The sequence below is a fragment of the Flavobacterium cauense R2A-7 genome (genome assembly GCF_000498475.1).
Classification (GTDB): Bacteria; Bacteroidota; Bacteroidia; order Flavobacteriales; family Flavobacteriaceae; genus Flavobacterium; species Flavobacterium cauense.
Map to the genome: position 1 here is coordinate 122,186 of NZ_AVBI01000012.1, position 22,198 is coordinate 144,383.

At 39.4% G+C, this 22,198-nt stretch carries 15 protein-coding genes and 3 tRNA genes; 7 read left to right on the forward strand and 11 right to left on the reverse strand.

The features are described 5' to 3' along the window. Positions 1-63: 63 nt before the first annotated feature. From rpsT to proS, 5 genes are all read right to left on the reverse strand, one after another. Positions 64-315: a 30S ribosomal protein S20 gene (gene rpsT / locus FCR2A7T_RS04345; protein ID WP_023570071.1), complete on the reverse strand. Its 252-nt coding sequence runs from the start codon at positions 313-315 to the stop codon at positions 64-66. A 157-nt stretch (positions 316-472) separates the two neighbouring features. Further along, positions 473-544: transfer RNA gene (locus FCR2A7T_RS04350), tRNA-Glu, on the reverse strand. A gap of 33 nt (positions 545-577) precedes the next feature. Continuing rightward, positions 578-649, reverse strand: a tRNA-Glu gene (locus FCR2A7T_RS04355). A gap of 18 nt (positions 650-667) precedes the next feature. Beyond that, a tRNA-Glu gene (locus tag FCR2A7T_RS04360) sits at positions 668-739 on the reverse strand. A 76-nt stretch (positions 740-815) separates the two neighbouring features. Continuing rightward, complete coding sequence (gene proS, locus FCR2A7T_RS04365) at positions 816-2,294, reverse strand: proline--tRNA ligase (protein ID WP_035117487.1); 1,479 nt, start codon at positions 2,292-2,294, stop codon at positions 816-818. Between the two features lie 102 nt (positions 2,295-2,396). Here proS and FCR2A7T_RS04370 point away from each other — a divergent pair, with 102 nt between their 5' ends. The 5 genes from FCR2A7T_RS04370 (at position 2,397) to FCR2A7T_RS04390 (ending at position 7,871) form a co-directional block, all read left to right on the forward strand. Further along, entirely contained in the window at positions 2,397-3,470 is a 1,074-nt protein-coding gene (locus FCR2A7T_RS04370; protein ID WP_035117317.1) for a hypothetical protein, read from the forward strand. A 68-nt stretch (positions 3,471-3,538) separates the two neighbouring features. Then, a complete protein-coding gene (locus FCR2A7T_RS04375) occupies positions 3,539-5,092 on the forward strand; it encodes an OmpP1/FadL family transporter (RefSeq protein ID WP_023570074.1) in 1,554 nt (517 codons plus the stop codon). 228 nt (positions 5,093-5,320) lie between these two features. Then, positions 5,321-6,637 carry a 30S ribosomal protein S12 methylthiotransferase RimO gene (rimO, locus tag FCR2A7T_RS04380; RefSeq protein WP_023570075.1) on the forward strand — a complete coding sequence of 439 codons (1,317 nt, stop codon included), beginning with the start codon at positions 5,321-5,323 and terminating at the stop codon, positions 6,635-6,637. Positions 6,638-6,674: 37 nt separating this feature from the next. After that, positions 6,675-7,151: a hypothetical protein gene (locus FCR2A7T_RS04385; RefSeq protein WP_023570076.1), complete on the forward strand. Its 477-nt coding sequence runs from the start codon at positions 6,675-6,677 to the stop codon at positions 7,149-7,151. Between the two features lie 174 nt (positions 7,152-7,325). Beyond that, positions 7,326-7,871: a YfbU family protein gene (locus FCR2A7T_RS04390; protein ID WP_023570077.1), complete on the forward strand. Its 546-nt coding sequence runs from the start codon at positions 7,326-7,328 to the stop codon at positions 7,869-7,871. Between the two features lie 60 nt (positions 7,872-7,931). Here the strand turns inward: FCR2A7T_RS04390 and FCR2A7T_RS04395 are convergent, their stop codons facing one another. From FCR2A7T_RS04395 to FCR2A7T_RS15175, 6 genes are all read right to left on the reverse strand, one after another. Next, complete coding sequence (locus tag FCR2A7T_RS04395; protein ID WP_023570078.1) at positions 7,932-9,476, reverse strand: acyl-CoA carboxylase subunit beta; 1,545 nt, start codon at positions 9,474-9,476, stop codon at positions 7,932-7,934. Positions 9,477-9,478: 2 nt separating this feature from the next. Continuing rightward, on the reverse strand, positions 9,479-10,924 hold the full coding sequence (gene accC, locus FCR2A7T_RS04400) for an acetyl-CoA carboxylase biotin carboxylase subunit (protein WP_023570079.1): 1,446 nt from the start codon (positions 10,922-10,924) through the stop codon (positions 9,479-9,481). Positions 10,925-10,926: 2 nt separating this feature from the next. Beyond that, on the reverse strand, positions 10,927-11,412 hold the full coding sequence (locus tag FCR2A7T_RS04405) for an acetyl-CoA carboxylase biotin carboxyl carrier protein subunit (RefSeq protein ID WP_023570080.1): 486 nt from the start codon (positions 11,410-11,412) through the stop codon (positions 10,927-10,929). A 154-nt stretch (positions 11,413-11,566) separates the two neighbouring features. Further along, positions 11,567-13,681, reverse strand: a complete 2,115-nt coding sequence (locus FCR2A7T_RS14680) for a response regulator (protein WP_131473117.1) — start codon at positions 13,679-13,681, stop codon at positions 11,567-11,569. Positions 13,682-13,800: 119 nt separating this feature from the next. Next, the gene (locus FCR2A7T_RS04415) at positions 13,801-15,987 is read right to left on the reverse strand and encodes a B12-binding domain-containing radical SAM protein (RefSeq protein WP_035117320.1); all 2,187 of its coding nucleotides are present in this window, start codon (positions 15,985-15,987) and stop codon (positions 13,801-13,803) included. A 200-nt stretch (positions 15,988-16,187) separates the two neighbouring features. Then, a complete protein-coding gene (locus FCR2A7T_RS15175) occupies positions 16,188-16,442 on the reverse strand; it encodes a hypothetical protein (protein WP_158634622.1) in 255 nt (84 codons plus the stop codon). On the opposite strand from FCR2A7T_RS15175, the gene FCR2A7T_RS04425 reads away from it, so the two are divergent. Together FCR2A7T_RS04425 and FCR2A7T_RS14685 are read left to right on the forward strand one after the other, a co-directional pair. Further along, the gene (locus FCR2A7T_RS04425; RefSeq protein ID WP_023570084.1) at positions 16,432-18,252 is read left to right on the forward strand and encodes a gliding motility-associated C-terminal domain-containing protein; all 1,821 of its coding nucleotides are present in this window, start codon (positions 16,432-16,434) and stop codon (positions 18,250-18,252) included. The two genes, FCR2A7T_RS15175 and FCR2A7T_RS04425, sit on opposite strands and share 11 nt — an antisense overlap. Positions 18,253-18,543: 291 nt before the next feature. Further along, positions 18,544-22,191 (forward strand): T9SS type B sorting domain-containing protein, encoded by a 3,648-nt coding sequence (locus tag FCR2A7T_RS14685; RefSeq protein ID WP_023570085.1) that lies wholly within the window; start codon positions 18,544-18,546, stop codon positions 22,189-22,191. Positions 22,192-22,198 lie beyond the last annotated feature (7 nt).

Genomic DNA, 22,198 nt, shown 5'->3' on the forward strand with positions numbered 1-22,198 from the left:
CCTATTAATAACAAAAAAAGCCCTCGAGATTGAGGGCTTCCTATTTCATTAAGACTTTTACTACTATAAAGCAGCTACGTGTCTTGTTAATTTTGATTTTAAGTTTGAAGCTTTGTTAGCGTGAATGATATTTTTCTTCGCTAATTTGTCAATCATAGAAATAACTGAAGATAATTTCCCAGCTGCTTCAGATTTGTCCGTCGCTAAACGAAGTGCTTTAATAGCATTACGTGTAGTTTTATGTTGGTATCTGTTTAATACTCTTTTTTTCTCGTTGCTTCTAATTCTTTTTAAAGCTGACTTATGATTTGCCATTTTCTTAAATTTTTAATTGTAATAATTATTTTAAATTACTAGTTAAAAAAGAAAAACCTCCCACAATTGCAAAACAATCACTTTGGTTTTAACTAATAAAATAATAATTCGAGACACTGAATCATTATTTCATAAAACTTATTTACAACTAATTTTGTAGCCCGTAGGGGAATCGAACCCCTCTTACCAGGATGAAAACCTGGCGTCCTAACCGATAGACGAACGGGCCAAAGCCTGTTTTTATAGTTTTCAGTAAACGTTGTAGCCCGTAGGGGAATCGAACCCCTCTTACCAGGATGAAAACCTGGCGTCCTAACCGATAGACGAACGGGCCATATTAGAAAAAAAGTTGTAGCCCGTAGGGGAATCGAACCCCTCTTACCAGGATGAAAACCTGGCGTCCTAACCGATAGACGAACGGGCCTCTTTTTCTAATTGCGGTTGCAAAAATACAACTATTTTTTATTCTCGCAAGCCTCTCTTTAAAAAAAATTAATTTTTTAATAAGCCTTGGCAAACAAGACTCTTCCTGCAGAAGGCTTACCTGTTAATACACAGCTTCCTGCCTCTTCTTTTCGATCTAAAGCAATACAACGAATCGTTGCTTTTGTAAGCTCTTTAATCTTCTCTTCCGTCTCGGCGGAACCATCCCAATGCGCAGCAACAAAACCGCCTTTATTCTCTAAAACATCCTTGAATTCTTCAAACGAATTCACCTCCGTAATATGCGTATCTCTGTAACTCAAGGCTTTATTAAATAAATCGCTTTGAATCTGCTCCAATAAACTCTGAATATACGTTACAATTCCTTCTTTAGAAACCGTCTCTTTTGTTAACGTGTCACGACGCGCTACCTCATACGTTCCGTTTTCCAAATCATTCGGACCAATAGCCAAGCGCACCGGCACTCCTTTCAATTCCCATTCTGCAAATTTAAATCCTGGTTTTTGCGTATCTCTGTCATCAAATTTAACCGAAACCCCTACTTTACGTAAGTCTTTCATCAATTCATTAACCTGGGTAGAAATCGCTTCCAATTGCTCGTCCGTTCTGTGAATCGGCACAATTACCACCTGAATCGGTGCTAAGTTTGGAGGCAACACCAAGCCGTTATCATCAGAATGCGTCATTACCAACGCTCCCATCAAACGGGTGGAAACTCCCCAAGAGGTTCCCCAAACATGTTCCTGTTTTCCTTCTTTGTTCGCAAACTTCACATCAAAAGCTTTAGCAAAATTTTGCCCTAAAAAGTGCGAAGTTCCCGCCTGAAGTGCTTTTCCATCCTGCATTAACGCTTCAATACAATAAGTTTCATCAGCACCTGCAAAACGCTCAGTTTCGGTTTTCACTCCTTTAACTACCGGAATCGCCATAAAATTCTGAGCGAAATCCGCATACACATTCATCATTTTCACCGATTCTTCCAATGCTTCTGCTTTTGTGGCATGAGCGGTGTGTCCTTCCTGCCATAAAAATTCAGCTGTACGCAAAAACAAACGCGTACGCATTTCCCAACGCACCACATTAGCCCATTGGTTAATCAATAGCGGTAAATCTCTGTAAGACTGTACCCAGCCTTTATATGTTGACCAAATAATCGCTTCACTGGTAGGACGGACAATTAATTCTTCTTCCAGTTTCGCATTCGGGTCTACCATTAATTTTCCTTTGTTATCTGGATCGTTTTTTAATCGGTAATGCGTAACAATAGCACATTCTTTTGCAAATCCTTCAGCATTCTTTTCTTCTGCTTCAAACATGCTTTTCGGAACAAACAAGGGGAAATACGCGTTTTGATGACCTGTTTCTTTGAACATACGGTCCAATTCTCCCTGCATTTTTTCCCAAATAGCATAGCCGTACGGTTTGATAACCATACACCCTCTTACTCCGGAATTCTCTGCTAAATCTGCTTTTACAACCAGTTCATTATACCATTTGGAATAATCTTCTGACCGTTTTGTTAAGTTCTTGCTCATTTTTAATACTTTGGCACAAATATTGTTTAACTTATCTTTGATAAAATAGTTCGACAAAACTAACTATTTTTGTTATGTCCAACAATAAAAAACACCATTGATATGAAAACTAATTACCTATCCGGCCGAAATTTATCCATTTACGCAGTATTTGGATTAGTAGGACTTTTGGCTTCTTCCTGTGGTTCTTATCAAAATTCATCGTATTATGATAACGACGGTGTGTACGGAACCTCAGAAAGACCCCGTACACAAAACGAAAACAAGTACAGCGAAGAAAACCTTGAACAAGGCAACAGATACAAAGATTATTTTGCCGCAAACAAAGACAACTATTCTGATGGTAATGAGGTTTTTACTGATGTGGAAAACTATAATTCACAACCCAACGACACTGTCGCCAAAAACCAACAGAACGATTATGCCGGATGGGGCGACAACAATAAAAATGTAACCATTAATTATTACAATAACGATTATTGGGGATGGAACTCTCCTTACTACAATTGGGGATGGAACTCATGGTATACTCCGGGATGGAGTTGGGGTTGGAATTCCTATTATGGTAGTTATTGGAATGTTGGTTTCGGATGGGGCTGGAATTCTCCTTACTACGGATGGGGCTGGAACTCATGGTACTACCCTTACTATTCCGGTTATTATTATCCTTATTATGGCAACTACTACGGTCACCATCATTACATAGGAGGAACTAGAGGCGGTTATTCTTATCAGGGTAACAGAGGCCGTTCGTATTCAAATTCAGGTATCTATTCCGGAGGAAGAGGTAATTCCATAAACAATTCACCGCGTCCGAGAAGCAGTAATTTCACCAACCCAAGAACGCCGAATTTCAACAATCCGCGCAATAACAATATGACGAACCCTCGCAATAACAATAACAATGTTAATCCGAGAAACAACACGACCAATCCGCGAAACAATCAATATCAAGATCCAACTCCGCGTCCTAGAATAAATCCGGGTAACGAACCCAAACCAAGAAGTTCAGAATATTCTGCACCAAGAAATAACAACAATTATTCTTCACCAAGAAGCAACAACAGCTATTCAGCTCCAAGAAGCTCCGGAAGTTCTTACGGAGGAGGTTCCTACGGTGGTGGCGGTGGAAGTTACGGTGGCGGAAGATCCGGCGGCGGTGGCGGAAGAAGATAAAATTCAACACCTAAGTCTGATTTCATTTCAGGCTTAGGTTTTTAACGTTAATAAAACATCTGAATGTTATGAAAAAACAGTTACTCTATACAGCCTTTTTCTTGTCGGCTTTCCTGGCAAACGCCCAAGAACCTAATCCTGCATCAGCATTGCGTTATGCCATTGACAACACTATGGGAACTGCCCGCTACAGAGGGATGAGCGGTGCTTTTGGTGCCGTGGGAGGTGATTTATCTTCCATCAATGTAAATCCGGCCGGTTCGGCATTTTTCAACAGCAATACCGCAGGAGGAACCATCAGTAATTACAACATAAAAAACAATTCCAACTATTTCGGGAGTACTTCTACTGACAACAGTTCTACCTTAGATTTCAACCAGTTGGGAGCCTCGCTTGTTTTCCTAAACACTAAAGAAAACAGCGATTGGAAAAAATTTACCATAGCCGTTAACTATGAAAAAAAGAACGACTTTGAAAACAATATTTTTTCAAGAGGCGTTAATCCGAATCGTTCCATAAGTGAATATTTCACCTCATTCGCAAATGGTTTCGGTGATTTAGGCGGAATAACCCTTGGTACATTACAAGATGCCAACTACAGAGATTTAACTTTTATCGATCAACAGGCATGGCTGGGATACCAGTCGTACATGTTTAGCCCGGTAGATCCCGGAAACACAAACGATCCAAACATTACAAACTATACCTCAACAGTTCCGGCAGGAGGAAATTTTTATCAGGAAAACAGAATTTCATCTTCTGGATATAACGGAAAACTCGCGTTTAATGTTTCAAGTTCCTATAAAGACAAACTTTTTTTAGGAATGAATCTGAATGTACACTTTACAGATTACACCCAGACTTCATCTGTTTATGAAACAAATTCAGGGCCTGACAATGCTGGTATTGCAACACTTCACAGTGTAGTTTTCAACAACGATTTACACACTTATGGCAGCGGTTTTTCATTAAATCTAGGTCTTATCGCAAAAATCACGAAAGACTTCCGCTTAGGAGCTGGTTACGAATCCCCTACATGGTATACTCTAACCGATGAATTATCCCAAAGCATCTCGACAACATTCAAAACGGGACCGAATGACAATCCGGCAAATACCGAATCATCCTCAAACATTAATCCGGATGTAATTAACATCTACCCTACTTACAAAATTCAGACCCCAGGAAAAATCACCGGAAGTTTAGCATATATCTTCGGCAAAAAAGGCTTAATCAGCTTTGATTATTCCTTGAAAGACTACGGTGCCACCAAATTCAAACCGGAGAATAATCGTTATTACAGTTCAGTGAATTCGAAAATGGCAGAAACACTTACAGCAGCTTCCGAATTTAGAGTTGGACTCGAATACCGAATCAAACAGATTAGTCTTCGTGGCGGATACCGATTTGAAGAAAGTCCGTACAAAGACAAAAAAACCGTTGCCGATCTGAACGGTTATTCAGCAGGTTTGGGATATAGTTTTGGCGACTCCCGAATTGATTTGGCGTATTCCTATTCGCAAAGAGACATGGCTGTAAGTTTATTGTCCAGTTTTACGGATGCTGCTAAGGTTAACGTTAAAAACAACAACATGACACTTTCGTATACGTTCAATTTCTAAAACAATTGAAATCAGAAATACAAAACCACTTCTTACGGAGTGGTTTTTTTTATGCACTTCCGCTTGCCTTTAGCCCCGACAGCAGTGGCATCCTTTTGCTTTTTTCTTTAAAAAGTAAAAGATAGAGCGTATGGCGGGACAAACCCTTAAAAAATTCCCAAACGATGGTGCTCCTAATTATAAAAAGCGTAATTTTGCGCACTTTGTTAAAATAAGTATCGTAAATATATGAGAACCAAGTCGTTAAAGAAAAACAAAATCAATGTAATCACCCTTGGGTGTTCGAAAAACGTGTATGACAGTGAGGTACTGATGGGTCAGTTGAAAGCCAGCGGTAAAGAGGTAGAACACGAAGCTCCGGCAGAAAGTGAGGGGAATATTATTGTGATTAACACTTGCGGGTTTATTGACAATGCGAAAGCGGAATCAGTGAACATGATTCTGGAATATGCGGATAAAAAAGAACGCGGATTGGTAGACAAGGTTTTCGTAACCGGCTGTTTATCTGAACGCTACCGCCCTGATTTAGAAAAAGAAATCCCGAATGTGGATCAGTTTTTCGGTACGACAGAATTGCCGCAATTACTGAAAGCGTTGGGTGCTGATTATAAACACGAGTTATTAGGTGAACGTTTAACGACAACTCCGAAAAACTATGCGTATTTAAAAATTGCCGAAGGTTGCGACCGTCCGTGCAGTTTTTGTGCGATTCCGTTGATGCGAGGCGGACACGTTTCGCAACCGATTGAAAAATTGGTAAAAGAAGCGGAAGGTTTGGCGAAAAACGGTGTGAAAGAATTGATTCTAATCGCTCAGGACTTGACGTATTACGGTTTGGATTTATACAAAAAACGCAATCTTGCCGAATTATTGGAAAACCTTGTAAAAGTAGAAGGCATCGAGTGGATTCGTTTGCATTACGCCTTCCCTACCGGTTTCCCGATGGACGTTTTGGAATTGATGAAACGCGAGCCGAAAATCTGTAATTATATTGATATTCCGTTGCAACACATATCCGACAATGTTTTGAAATCGATGCGTCGCGGAACTACTCAGGAAAAAACAACGAAACTGTTGAAAGATTTCCGTGAGGCAGTGCCGGGAATGGCGATTCGTACGACTTTAATCGTAGGATATCCTGGGGAAACTCAGGAAGATTTCGAGATTTTGAAAGACTTTGTTCAGGAAATGAAATTTGACCGTATGGGCTGTTTCGCGTATTCTCACGAAGAAAACACGCATGCTTATTTATTGGAAGACGATGTTCCGGACGAAGTAAAACAAGCGCGTGCAAATGAAATCATGGAATTACAGTCGCAAATTTCATGGGATTTGAATCAGGAGAAAGTCGGACAAATTTTCAAATGCATCATCGACCGAAAAGAAGGCGGGCATTTTGTGGGAAGAACCGAATTCGACAGCCCCGATGTAGATAACGAAGTATTGATTGATGCCACGAAACACTATGTGAAAACAGGTGAATTCGTAAACATAAAAATCACGGAAGCGACTGAATTTGACCTTTACGGCGAGCCGGTTGCCTAAAAAGCTTATTTTTACCGGACCTTAAACTCTAAAGCAAATGAAATCCATTCAAAAAACAATGCTTATTGTATTACTGCTGGCGGGTTTTACGACCGTTTATGGGCAGGATGGATATGAAGACCCTTATGGTGCCAACAACAGAAGCGGCGTTACCGGATACGGAAGAAGAAGAAACATGCCGATGCGGGACATCTCCAAACTCCCTAAAAAAGAGCAGGATGCTATTCGCGAAGAAACGGTTACCAAAACGATAGATAAATTAAAAAAAGAATTGCTTTTGGACGAACTTCAGGTGATTGTGATTACCAAAGTGATTACCGAAAACCAGAAAAAGCAAACGGCTATTGCTTCCGGCGACGGTTCCGAAACGGCTAAAATCAGCGAAATGGAAGCGTTATTGACCAACACCGATCGTGAGATTATCAGCTTTCTGAATAAGGATCAAAAAGAGAAATTCAACGTTTTAATTGAAGAACGTAAACGAAAACTCAACACCTTAAAAGATTTTAGATAATAGATTTCCGTTAAATATACTCCCCGTAAACTCCGGTTTATGGGGATTTTTTTTTTGCAATAGTAAATAGCAAATGTAATTTTACTTTTCATTTTAACATTAATTGCGGAAAAACCACAACACCAACTCCGGATATCGTTTTACTATTGCATAAACAATTAAACAACTAAAATTATGATTCCGGAAACCCTATCTATCGTTGAAAGACAACTATTGGTCAATCAGTATAAAATTTTATCAAAAATAACGGATCAGTCCGACGAGTATGAAGTGAAAATCGAAATACTGGAAAACGGCTATACCGAGCAATACTATGAAATTTTCGAAGTGGATACCGAAGAAATCCCTATTGAAATTTGCGAAGAAACCAGCCAGATTTTAAACATGTACCGTCGTATCAACAACGCTCTGGAATCGTTTTCCGAAGAAGAAAAAGAAATACTTGATTTAGAGACGATAAAATTTGAAGGCTTTGATGCCCATGTTGATTCGCATTATTATTACATGAATTTCATGGTTAAGAGAATGAATCTGTGGCGCGAATACAAATCAGAATACCTAAATTCCCACAGCCCTTTTTCGTTATTAAAATACCGAAAAATGCTGGAATATCAAAATTACCTGTTGGATAACGATCAGTACGATTTAAACAAAGAAGATTTAAAATGTATGATTGAGTTATTGAACAGTTCCAAAAAAATTATATCTGTTGCGGTATAATTTTGTTTTAGTTTTTGTTGTAGTTAATAAAAAACCGCCTTAAGGGCGGTTTTTTTGATCTTATAAAGGTATGTTTCCATGTTTTCGTTTCGGAGTGTCCACAACTTTATTTTCAAGCATTTTGAACGCTTTTATTAACTTTCTTCGGGTATCTTGCGGGAAAATAACCTCATCGATAAACCCACGCTGTGCGGCACGATACGGATTGGCGAATTTCTCTGCATATTCCGTTTCTTTTTCCAATAGTTTTGCAACAGGATCGGCGGCTTCGGCGATTTCTTTTTTGAAAATGATTTCCGACGCTCCTTTTGCTCCCATTACCGCGATTTCTGCTCCCGGCCAAGCAAAGTTCATATCCGCTCCGATATGTTTGGAATTCATTACATCGTACGCACCACCATAAGCTTTTCTTGTAATTACTGTTACTTTCGGAACCGTTGCTTCGCTTAAGGCGTATAATAATTTTGCACCATGAACGATAATTCCGTTCCATTCCTGATCAGTTCCCGGTAAGAAGCCCGGTACGTCCACCAATACTAATAACGAAATGTTGAATGCATCACAAAAACGGGTAAAACGAGCTGCTTTAATCGAACTGTTTACATCCAAACATCCGGCTAAGAACATTGGGTTGTTGGCTACTACTCCGACACTTTTTCCACCGATTCTTGCAAAACCTACGATGATATTTTCAGCGTAATTTTTATGAATCTCGAAGAAACTTTCCTCATCAATAATGGCATTTACCACATCGTGCATATCGTAAGGTTTGTTCGGGTTATCAGGAACGATGTTGTTCAACTGTTCTCTGAATTCCTCTCCTAACGCATACGGCAAATCTTCGGGGATTTCGGTATTGTTTTGCGGCAAATAGCTTAACAAACGCTTAACATCTTCCAGACATTCCACGTCATTGGCGGATGTCGTATGTGCTACTCCGGATTTTGTGGAATGCGTACTTGCGCCTCCTAATTCTTCAGAAGTTACTTCTTCATTCGTAACGGTTTTCACAACGTTTGGTCCGGTTACGAACATATACGACGTATTTTCCACCATCATCGTAAAATCCGTCATAGCAGGAGAATACACTGCCCCACCGGCACATGGTCCCATAATCGCTGAAATCTGCGGAATCACTCCTGATGCCTGTACGTTTCGGAAGAAAATATCAGCATATCCGCCTAACGAACGAACGCCTTCCTGAATACGCGCACCACCAGAATCGTTCAAACCAATCATCGGAGCGCCAACTTTCAAGGCCATGTCCATCACTTTACAGATTTTCTCTGCATGGGTTTCCGACAAAGCTCCTCCGAAAACGGTAAAATCCTGAGCAAAAGCATAAACCAGTCTTCCATTAACCGTTCCGTAACCTGTAATTACACCGTCACCTAAGTAATGTTCTTTGTCCATCCCGAAATCTTTGGTACGATGCGTTACAAAAGCACCGATTTCCTCGAACGAACCTTCATCAAAGAAATATTCAATGCGCTCCCGTGCCGTTAATTTCTTTTTGGCATGTTGCGTGGCAATTCTTTTTTCACCGCCTCCTAATTTGGACTCGGCTATTTTATGATTTAATATGTCGAATTTATTTGATTCCATGATTATAACTGATTTGGTAAACGTAAGACTTTCTGATCCTCCATGTATTGTTTCAAAGCTACATAAGCAGCCACTTCCGCTTCTTTATGCATATGGGCTTTCAACACTTCACTGTCGTAATATTTTTTCACGAAATGCGTATCGAAATCGCCACTACGGAACGCTTCATGTTCCATTACAAAAGTTCCAAATGGTAAGGTTGTGTGAACCCCTTCAATCTTATACGCCTGAATCGCTTCAATCATTTTCTGGATGGATTCTTCACGGGTTTTCCCATAAGTAATCAGTTTGGAAAGCATCGGGTCGTAATAAATCGGCACTTCCATGCCTTCTTCGAAACCATCGTCTACACGGATTCCTTCGCCTTGCGGTACTTTATAAACGTCTAACGTTCCTACATTCGGCAGGAAATCGTTTAACGGATCTTCGCAGTACACACGCAATTCCATCGCATGACCGTTTATTTTCAAATCTTCTTGTTTGATACTTAACGCTTCGCCACGTGCGACACGAATTTGCATTTCCACCAAATCCATCCCCGTAATCATTTCCGTTACCGGATGTTCTACCTGCAAACGGGTATTCATTTCCAAAAAGTAGAAGTTTTTGTTTTCATCCAAAAGGAATTCCACCGTTCCGGCACCCAAATAATCACAAGATTGCGCCACTTTAACCGCTGCTTCTCCCATCGCTTTACGAATTTCCGGCGTTAGCACTGATGATGGGGCTTCTTCCACCACTTTCTGATGACGACGCTGGATAGAACATTCTCTTTCAAACAAATACAGGATATTGCCGTGACTGTCCGCCATGACCTGAATTTCGATATGGCGCGGCGAACCTACATATTTTTCAATAAAAACCGAACCGTCTCCGAAAGCTGCAACCGCTTCACTGATGGCACGGTTCATTTGCGATTCGAATTCCGCTTCGTTTTCTACCACGCGCATTCCTTTTCCACCACCACCGGCAGACGCTTTAATCAGGATTGGAAAACCGATTTGTTTCGCAACCTGTTTGGCTCCCTCAATATCGGTAATGGCTTTATCAACACCAGGAACCATTGGAATATCATAAGCTTTCACCGCATCTTTAGCCGCTAATTTGCTCCCCATGATGTGAATGGCTTTTGATTTTGGACCGATAAACGTGATGTTGTTTTTCTCTGCCAATTCAGCGAAATCGGCATTTTCGCTTAAGAATCCGTAACCCGGGTGGATTCCGTCTACATTAAGTGATTTAGCGACTTCGATGATTTTATCTCCTAACAAATAGGATTGGTTAGAAGGTGCTTCTCCGATACAAACCGCTTCATCGGCAAATTTTACGTGAGGTGCATTTCTGTCGGCCACCGAATAAACAGCTACCGTTTTAATTCCCATTTTTTTAGCCGTTTTCATCACGCGAAGGGCAATTTCCCCACGGTTGGCTACTAATATTTTCTTCATGATTATTCGAATTCGATTAACAACTGACCTTTGTCTACAGCCTGATCTTTACGTACCGCAATGGATTTGATAACACCGTCTCTTGGCGAAAGGAAACTGTTTTCCATTTTCATGGCGCCCAAAATCAAGATTGGGTCGTTTTCCTTTACTTCCTGACCTACTTCCACATTGATTTCCAGAATAAGTCCCGGCATCGGTGCTTTAATGGAGTTGATTTGTTTGGCAGCACCAACAGCAAATCCCATTTCCTTAATCAATTGGTCTAACGGATTGGCAATATCCACCACATAAGTCGTGTTATTGATTTTTACCGTGTACTTTTTGGCATTGAAGTCGGAAGCGATAATTTCAGCTTGAAAAGGAGTGTTGTCTTTTAAAATATGGTATTTCGAGTCTCCTAAACTCACAGCATCCAGAGTGGACACTTCGGAATCTGTTACATCAAAATGTGTTGATGCATTTACGGTTACTTTGTAAGTAGTACTCATGGGCTAAAAATTTGTTGCCGTAAATGTAAAAAATCTAAAACGTTTTCAGGCAAACTTTTAGCTTTGAAATTGGTAATTTGCTATAGCTGCATTCCAAGAGCTGCAATCCTAAATTTGGCAAGGTAATTTATGAGGTTGAAATAACAGATGTTTTTTACTTTTCCGGATTTTCAAAATATTTTTTCAGTATCGCCGCAATTTTGACTTTATCCAATGGTTTCGAAAGGTAATCGTCAAACCCAATTTCCTTGATCCGGTCTATTTCTTCGGAAAAAGAATAGGAGGTTTGTGCTATGATTGGAATTTCGGTATTGAATTCCCGTATCTTTTGAAACGCTTCATAACCGTTTAAGTTGGGCATTTTTATATCCATGAAAACCAAATCGATTTCATTATTTTCTTTACAAAGCTGAACGGCCTCGGCACCATCTTTGGCTCTGATAATTTTGAAACCGTGCATTTTTAAAAGCTTCTCAATCAAGATAAAATTAATATTGTCGTCTTCTGCCACTAAAATGATTTTTTCACTTCCCATGTCAATCGGAACCGTAATTTTTGATTCCTCCGATACCTCAACGTCGTCGCTTTCATCATAGTGTAACAAAATCGAAAAAGTAAATGTTGTTCCTATTCCGAGTTGGGATTTAAAATCGATTTCGCCTCCTAACATGGCAACATAAGCTTTGGAAATGGCTAATCCCAAGCCCAAGCCTTCGTTTGCGGAAATTCCTTTGGCGTTAATTTTACTGAAACGCTTAAAAACACTGCTTTGAAATTCTTCCGGAATACCAATTCCCGAATCCTTCACAGTGAACACAATTTTATTATCCACTTCATTAACAGCATATTCCAGCGTAACAGAACCCTCTTCAGTAAATTTAAAGGCGTTGTTTATCAGATTGGCAATTACTTCTCTGAGTTTTGTCCCATCGGTCAGGATCTTTTTACGAGCAGGTTTTTCAGGAGTAATCAATTTAAAATCGACCGCCTCATTGTGAAGAATCCCTTTGCAGGAATTGAAGGTACTCTGAACCAGTTCGTCCAGATCAACAGCATAAATATTAGGTTTAACAATATTGGAATCGATTTTGGACATTTCAACCAAATCATCAATAATATCAATTAAGTTTTTACCGCTTTGTTTGATAATCGTGATAAATTCCTCTTTCTCAGCATCTGAAAAAGTAGGATTCGAGAGCATGTCGGTAAACCCTAAAATTGCATTCATCGGTGTTCTGATTTCATGCGATAAATTCATCAGAAACGCCGACTTGAGTTTGTCACTCTCCTCCGCTTTACTTTTTGCAATAGCCAGCTGCTCGGTTTTTACCTTATTTTCTTCAAAGAGTTTTCCGATGTATCGAAACTCGCCTCTTATATTTTTTAACGATGCAATAGCACTCGGATCACCATTCACTAAAATTTTCTTGATAAAACTGATGGGCAATCTCGACCATAAATTGGCGTAATAATAATACACTATCCACGACAAAAGAAGTGCTAGAGCGGTTATCAGAAGAATTCGTTTGGTTATGGAAAAATCGATATCATAAGCTCTTTTAAAATACAGACTCGATATTGTTTTTCCTTCATAATCTTTTAGCGGGATGACCGTGAAAACCGTTTTCCTTGCCTTTTCGTTTCCTTCGTAAAATTTAATTTTTGAACTGGAGATTTCTTCGATATTCGCAAAATATTCGGCATCCAGTAAGCGGGCTATAAAAAAGTAACCGGAAGGCTGGGTTTTATTTTTATATGGATCGTTAGACGGATGTATGGTTGCCCCGTAAACTTCTACAATTCCTTCGGGTATTTTCAGATAAAACTTGTCGACTTTTTTTTCGCGGATTCGTTTTAGGGCAGCATCCGGAATAAAATCTTTTGTTTTTATTTTTAGCGTGGACACTTTGGTAATAAAAGAGCCATCAATGGAATAAGCACACAAATATTCCACTTTATAGGTATCGATGATATTGGCCACTGAAGTATTAAACCAAGTGACGTCTTTGGTTTTGGTAAAATCCACAAACTCGTCCCAATACGTGGCATCGTTAATAACCGAAGTATAAGGTTCGGCATTGAGTTTTAACAACGAATTAATTTCATTACTGAATAATTCCCTACTGGATTTAAAAATTTGTTTTTCCTGTATCCGGGTATAAAAATACAAGGAGAGTACGAGTAACAATAACCCGAACGTTACCAGTGAAAGTAACGTTATTACCTTGGAATAAGTTGAATCATTATAGCGTTTGGTAATGGATTTCACTATTCTTGTTTTCAGATGCTGAACCAAATTCAGTAAGTTTTATCTAAAATTAACAACTTATCCGTAAAACAAGCAACTTATTTTAATTTTATTTGAAAATAAATTAATCCAACATAATTCTACAGCACTAACAATCCGAAATCGCGCAGGGTATTAACCGGTTTAGAATACCAAAACAATTCGAAATCTTCCAAACCAGCTGTTTCATAATCCGATTTCACTTCGTTGAACGTATACCGTTTTTCATTGGCAACTTCAATTTTCGCTAACAAAGCCAGCAACCACTCGCCTTTTTCTTTGTCGACTGTAATTTCAAAAACTTCTCGTTTGTCGTGAAACGTCATTTTCATCATTTCCCAGGAATTGCTTTTTTTGCTTTTCGTAAACGATTCTACCAAAGGTTTCCCGCCTATCCATACGATTTTCGCATTCGGTTTAACCGTAAAAAAGACTTCTTTTTCAAGACAATTGTAAATAAAATCAGGCTTTACCGTGGTTCTTGGAATTTTAAAATCGAACCAATCCTGTAACGGATAATCGAAACAAATGCCATGCATGTAATTGAACAACGATTTCTTGAGTCCGAAGCTGAATTTATCGTGATTGATTCCGGTTTTGTCTTTAAATTGAATGTCGTTATTGGCAAAAGTGATTTCATTGCTTTCCGGAATCACACCGAATTCTTCCGGAAACATCCCAACCGGACTGTGCGCTGTCATGGCAAACTGGTGCCAAAATCCGGATTGCAACACTCCCAATTCGAACAACTGGCGTACCATTTCCAAACTGTCAATCGTTTCCTGAATGGTTTGTGTAGGATATCCGTACATCAAATACGCATGCACCATAATACCTGCTTCGGTGAAGTTTCGGGTAACTTGCGCCACCTGTTCAACGGTTACACCTTTCTTAATGAGCGCTAACAATCTATCGGAAGCCACTTCCAATCCGCCGGAAACTGCGATACAACCGGAAGCTTTCAGTAACACACACAAATCTGCGGTGAAACTTTTTTCGAAGCGAATGTTCGTCCACCACGTAACTGTTAGATTTCGTCGGAGAATTTCCAACGCCACTTCCCGCATTAAGGCCGGAGGCGCCGCTTCATCTACAAAATGAAAACCGTTATGCCCCGTTTGAGCAATCAGCTCTTCCATTCGGTCGACCAGAATTTTGGCGGCAATGGGTTCGTAAATTTTGATATAATCTAAGGATATGTCGCAGAATGTACATTTTCCCCAATAACATCCGTGAGCCATGGTGAGTTTGTTCCAGCGACCGTCGCTCCAAAGACTGTGCATCGGATTGGCAATTTCGATTACGGAAATGTATTTATCCAACAACAAATCGGTATAATCCGGTGTGCCGACTTCATTTTGTTTGTAATCTTGGCGAAGCGAATTATTTTTATAAATCACCCGGTTGTTTTCCAGCAAAAATGTTCTTTTAAATTCGTTGTGTTCAGGATTTTCAATGTGTGCAACCAAAAGTTCGACAGGAAGTTCGCCATCGTCCAAGGTAATAAAATCGAAAAATTCAAAAACGCGATTGTCTTTTAATTCCCGTAATTCAGTATTCGGAAAACCACCACCCATGGCCACTTTAACCTCAGGAAAATGTTCCTTAATGTATTGTGAACAACGAAAGGCACTGTAGAGATTTCCAGGGAAAGGGATCGAGAAACAAATCAGTTTTGGCTCTATTTCGCTAAGTTTTTCATGGAGGATTTTCAAAGTAATTACATCGATGAAAGTAGGCGCAGTCTGAAGATATTCGTACAATTCATCAAACGAATTGGCACTTCTGCCCAAACGTTCGGCATAGCGACTGAATCCGAAGTTTTCGTCGACCGTTTCCACAATGAAATCGGATAAATCTTCGAGGTATAAAGTCGCCAAATGCTTGGCTTTGTCCTGCATTCCCATGGTTCCGAACGCCCAATCCATATCATCGAGCTGACTGAAACGGGAAGCTTCGGGTAGGAAACCGTCCGAACAAATCTGACGCGCCAAAGTGGGATTATTTCCCTGAAGAAAAGCAATTACCGAATCGATGGTTTTGATGTACTCGTTCTGTAAACTAAAAATCCGTTGACAATTATCAGAAAACGAATCTTTATTGGCTTCAGAATACTTAAAAATGCCTATTAATCCTTCTTTTGAAAACAATTGTAAAATCGCTTCGATACCCAAATCGATCTGAAAGGAACTGATATTTTTCGTATTCAGAAAACCTTTTAAATAAGCTGTTGCCGGATACGGTGTATTCAGTTGGGTGAAGGGCGGAGTGATTAAAAGTGTTTTGATAGCAGAATAGTTTATGCAAAAATAATGGTTAATTTATAAAGTTTACGTACTATTTTTTCTACTTTTACGCTGCATTATAAAAATACGTAAATTTTTACAACTAAAATGGTATCAAACTATAGCAGTACTTTCCGATTCTCAATTGGCTTCCTTTCGATTCTTTTTTTCTTGTTATTTTCACCAAAAACAAGAGCACAAACTTATGTTGTTTGGAATTCCGCGGGCGGAGCCAATACTTTAACCGGAAGTTTTCCAGGAGGAACTGTTACCGTAACCGAAACAGGACCCGGAAATTTAGTTTCAATTTCTTCGCCTTCTTCCTTTACCGCAAACATCGTAACAACTGGCTCTCGAACCTTTTCGACATTTGGTCCTTCCACAACACCTCCGTCTAAAAGTTTGACATTTACTTTTTCAACTCCGGTAATAATCACCCGATACAATATGGGGGACATTGATTTAGGCGGAACATGGAATGACACTTTTACATTTTCAGGTGTCACTTTTACAGGAGCCACGGGTTCAGATTGTACTGCTACTGTTGGCGGAGCTGTCGCAACGGGTAATTTGGGGAATAATGCAGAATTTGCCTCTTGGACAAACAGTACAACAGCTATTACTTCGTTTTCAATCAATTATGCCAATACCGGAGGTAAAACCCATGCTTTTTTAGCTTATTCATTAGAAGTAATGTTGGCCCCGACAAGTGCAACGGTAACAGTAAACAATACTTTTTTGTGTCCAAGTCAGACTGCTACAGTTACCGCAACTCCAGGATCACCGGGCACATACAGTTATGCTTGGACAGTTCCTGCCGGAGTACCAAATCCGGGTAATGTTGCCAGTTTTACCACTACAACTGCAGGAACTTATAGCGTTGTAATAACAAATCTGACTACCGGTTCGGTAAGTGCAAGCAGCTCCGGAACAGTGACAGCTTATACTGTTGAAACACCGGTATTTAATCAAATCAACCCTATTTGTTCGGGAAATACATTAACACTCCCGACAACATCCACAAATGGTATCACTGGAACGTGGGCGCCTGCTGTAGATAATTCACAAACAACCACTTACACTTTCACCCCAACTAGCAATCCTTGTGCAACAACAGCATCCATGACAGTCGTAGTAACACCTCGACCAACACCATTATTTACACAAATTGCACCTATATGTGAAGGAAATACATTAGGAGCCCTTCCCACAATATCCACCAACGGATTCACAGGAACGTGGACACCTGCACTTAACAATACACAAACCACGACATACACATTTACTCCAATAAGCGGCGAATGTGCTACCACAACCACTATGACGATAGTAGTGAATCCCAGAGTTACGCCTCAGTTTACGCAAGTTGCCGAAATATGTTCCGGAGACACATTAGCAGCTCTTCCGACCACCTCAAATAACGGTGTAACCGGATCTTGGTTGCCTGCTTTAAGCAATTTACAAACCACTACGTATACTTTTACCCCAGACGCCAGTTTTTGTGCTACTACAACACAGATGACCATCATAGTAAATCCGATTCTAACCCCAACTTTCACTGCGGTTAATCCTAGTTGTTTCGGAAGTTCTGTTACTCTGCCAAACCTATCAAACAATGGAGTTAGCGGAACATGGTCTCCAAATTTTAACCCTGCAGCAACCACACTATACACTTTTACCCCAAATCCGGGACAATGCGCAATCCCTACAACAATGCAAGTGGTCGTTTTAGATGATTTTGACTTTGAAATCATCGGCGGATGTCAAAATAATGATTTTATTCTACAGGTTGCCCCTTTAGGGAACAGTTTCGACAGCGATTCAGCAGGTTACGAATGGCAAAACAATGCCGTATCCGTTGGCAATAACAGTAGTTCATTCAATGTCACATCTTATGTAAACTCGACTTTAATAACGGAAACACTGCCACTGACTTTTGATGTAATTGTTACTGACAACAATAACTGTGTTAAAACCAAGTCAATTTCAGTGGAAAATATGTACTGTGACATTCAAAACGGAATCTCACCCAACAATGACAATTTAAACGAATTTTTTGACTTACGTTTATTAGAGGTAAAACACCTTAACATCTTTAACAGATACGGAGTTAAAGTGTACGATAAAGAGAATTACACGGACCAATGGCGCGGACAGACAAACAGCGGTGAATCGTTACCAACAGGAACATATTACTATCTGATCGAATTTAAAAACAACCGGAACATAAAAACAGGCTGGATTTATATTAACCGAGAAATCAAATAAAATACCCAATCTGTTAAAACAACTGTATATCTTGACATACAAAGTACTTTAGCCCTAAGCTAAGATGGGGTAATAATGGCATTTTACTGTCATTATTACTCCAATCTTAATATCAATAAGTGTAAAATTTCGTCATCAACGAATAGGATATTTGCTCATTTTAACAACTTGAACACACAATCTTTCACACAAAGAAAACAATCCGTAAACTTTATGCAAAGTTTTATTTAAATAATTATTTCCATAAGAATAATTGTAACATTTCTCATATTTTTGCAAAAAAAATATTACGTGAGACATTTCCTTTACCTTTTAAGCCTATTATACTCAACCACTTTGTTTTCACAAAACAAAATTTCATTAAAGGAACCAATACGCTTTGAAAACAGCAGTTTCAATAAAAAAATTAAAACAATAGAGGACCGCAAAAACCAAACAAATAGCGATTCTATTGAACGTGCTCTTTTTTTAAAACGCAAACAACAGGAAACTGAACTAAACCATAAAAATCATTCCCATTCAAAAGCCACACTGAATCCTGTTCATCTTTGCAGTAACAGTAATTTTGAAGAGTTTGAAACCATTTCCGGAACGAACGTGCTGAAAAATTTTTTGTATACCACGACGAACCCTATCAATCCGACACAATGTGTTACCCCTTTCACAACGGCCAATCAAGAAATTGCGCAATACGACCCAAGTCTGAGTAATTTAATGGCCTCTACCGTACCTTTCAATTTTATTGATGAATTCATCGGTGATATCAACGCTTTCGACCAGTTTGCCTTACAAATAAACTACAAGAACTCTTATACGACATCAGGAGTTGTTCAGGCCAAACGCTTTAAAACCAACAATGAAAACAATGTGATTTTCAATTATAAAGCCGTATTGCAAAGTATCAGTTCCTCAGGACATTTCAACGAACAGCCTTTTTTCAAAGCCCGGATTATCAATAATGCAGGTGCAGTTGTAAGTGAATTTTGCGTTATCGGAGATCCTACAAACTGTATATTCACCCAAGCTCCCGGATATGAAGCTGGAAGCATTGTTTTGTATACCCAAAACTGGCAATCCGGAAGTTTGGACATATCATCCATACCTAATAACGAGGAATTTATCATTGAATTTACAGCGGCACGTTGTGGTTTAGGAGGACATTTCGGTTATGCCTATATTGATGATTTGTGTCTGCATCATTCCAATGAGAATTTACAAGGAAGTATCGAATTGGATCCACTATATAAAATCTGTCCTACTCTACCCATATCCGTTTGCGGAACATTTACGGTTCCGAATTCAGGAGGTGTTGCAGCTTCAGTGGAATCGGTTACTTTAAATGTATACGACAGCAATAATGCAATTATCTTCACCTCCACTACCCCAACATCATTAGATTTAATCAATAAGACGTTTTGTTTTGAATTGGATGGAACCAATTTGCCTAATACAGCCACTGCCAATTATAATGTAGGTGTGATCATCAATTATGGTGTAACCGCGACCGGTTGTTCGGGAACCAGTTTTAGTTCGGCAAGCGACAACGATGCTAATCCGGGATGGGATATTTCATTTATGAATTGTACTCCGGATTGCAACTTTACACTTCAGACCGGAATTCTTAAACTTTGTGACGGAAACGGAGACGGTAAAGAGTTTTTTGACCTTACCAATATTGATTCGCAATTGATAGGAACACAACCCGGTTTAACAATAAGTTACTTTACAACTCTTACTAATGCAACAAACGACACTAATCCCATAGTGAGTTTTACCAACCACGAAAGTTATTCGACAACACTTTATGCCAGAGTTACCAAAGACGCTACCTGCTTTAAAATTATTGCTTTTCAGGTTACCGTAAAAAACCCTTCGGGAACCATTTCGGGAATTCTGAATGTTTGCAGTGGAAGTACCACACTTACTGCTTCTCCGGGAGTGAGTTATTTATGGTCAAACGGCGACACGACTCGAAGCACGGTCGTTACCGCTATAGGAACATACAGCGTAACCATAACGGATGCAGACGGTTGTATTTCAAATGCTTCTGTTACCATTATACCTAGTCAAGTTGCGGTATCACCAACAGTTGATGTTACTCAACCCACTTGTTTTGTAAGTACCGGAACCATTAACATCACTTCCCCTGCAGCAGAATACAGTTTTGACAATGGCATTACCTGGACAACCAATTCTCAAATGACGAATCTTCCTATCGGAACCTATAACATCAAAATAAAAACAGTGAACAACTGTATTTCCTATGCTAAAACCATCAATATTATCCCTTACCTATCATCGTATCCTTACTATACAAGTATTGATCCTACAAGTTGCAATGGTTTTGGAAGTATCACCATAACCACGCTGGCTACAGAATACAGTTTTGACAATGGTGCAACATGGGGAACAAGCAATACAGCAAACAATTTACCTGTAGGCACTTATCTAATCCGTACAAAAGATGCATTTGGCTGCATTTCGAATTTCAACAGTGTTGTTTTTTACAACCAGTTTTTATCGGCACCAACCTATACGTTTATAGCACCTTATTGTTCTAATTTGGGAAGCATCACCATTACTACACCGGCAGCCGAATACAGTATTGACGGCGGAACCACATGGCAAACTTCCGATACATTTAACAACCTTTCTTCGGGAAGTTATGTTATAAAAATAAAAAATGCACAAGGCTGTACCTCTCCAAATCTATATGTTTATTTAACCCGTTTTGAAAACAGCTACCCAACTTATACCATTGATGAGGCGGGATGCAATAAATATGCTTCTGTAACCATAACAACACCGGCTGATTTTTACAGTTTTGACGGAGGAACAACTTGGTCCACCAATAACACTTTAGGCAACTTAAACAATGGTGCCAACCTACAGTTAAAAATACGTCGCGGACTAAGTTGTGTGTCCTACTCGCAAAACGTACGCATTAATTCAAATTTCCGCCCGCTGCCCGCCGTTATTGATTTCGCCACTTTAGTTTGCGACAATTCCAACAACGGAAACGAACCGGTTAACCTTTCGTTATACAACAGTAATATCATTGCTGGTCCTTCAAATTATACCTTCAGCTATTACAACTCGCTAAATGGAGCACAAAACCAATTGAGTAGTGATGTGATATCGAATTACAGTACGTTTAATCTGAATGTCACCAATACAACACTTTACGTTTTGGTAAAAGACATTTACGGCTGTTCCGATATCGCCACTTTAGAACTTACGTTGATTCCGACACCCGTTATCACAATTCAAGATTTATACTATCTGTGCGAAAACCATACTGTAAGCGTAACTGAAAATACTGTTTTCGACAGTTATACATGGTCTAACGGCACGACAACGCCAACCAACGTAATTTCGCAAGCCGGAATTCATAGTCTAACCGTTACCGAAGTTCACGGTTCGGTAATTTGCAGCACAACCAAAACCTTTAATGTTGTTTTATCCAACCCGGCTACCATAACAAGTTTTGAAACACTGGATTGGACCACAAACGACAACATCATCACAGTTAATGTAACCGGATTAGGGAATTATGAATATTCACTGGACGGAATTAATTATCAGGACAGCAATACTTTTTATGACCTGGAAGTAGGAGAGCATTTGGTATATGTAAGGGATAAAAACGGATGTGGTGTTATAACGGAAGAGGTTTTTCTACTGATACATCCAAGATTTTTCACGCCAAACGGAGATGGTTTCAACGATTTATGGAGAGTAAAATTTTCGGAAAAAGAACCCGATTACATTGTTAAAATATTCAACCGTTATGGAAAATTACTGAAGCAGCTAGGCCATAATTCCGAAGGTTGGGACGGTACTTATCTTGGTGTACCGGTACCGTCTGACGATTATTGGTTTTTGGTAACCCGTAAAAACGGAAAAGAACACAAGGGTCATTTTACACTGAAACGATAATCCGATT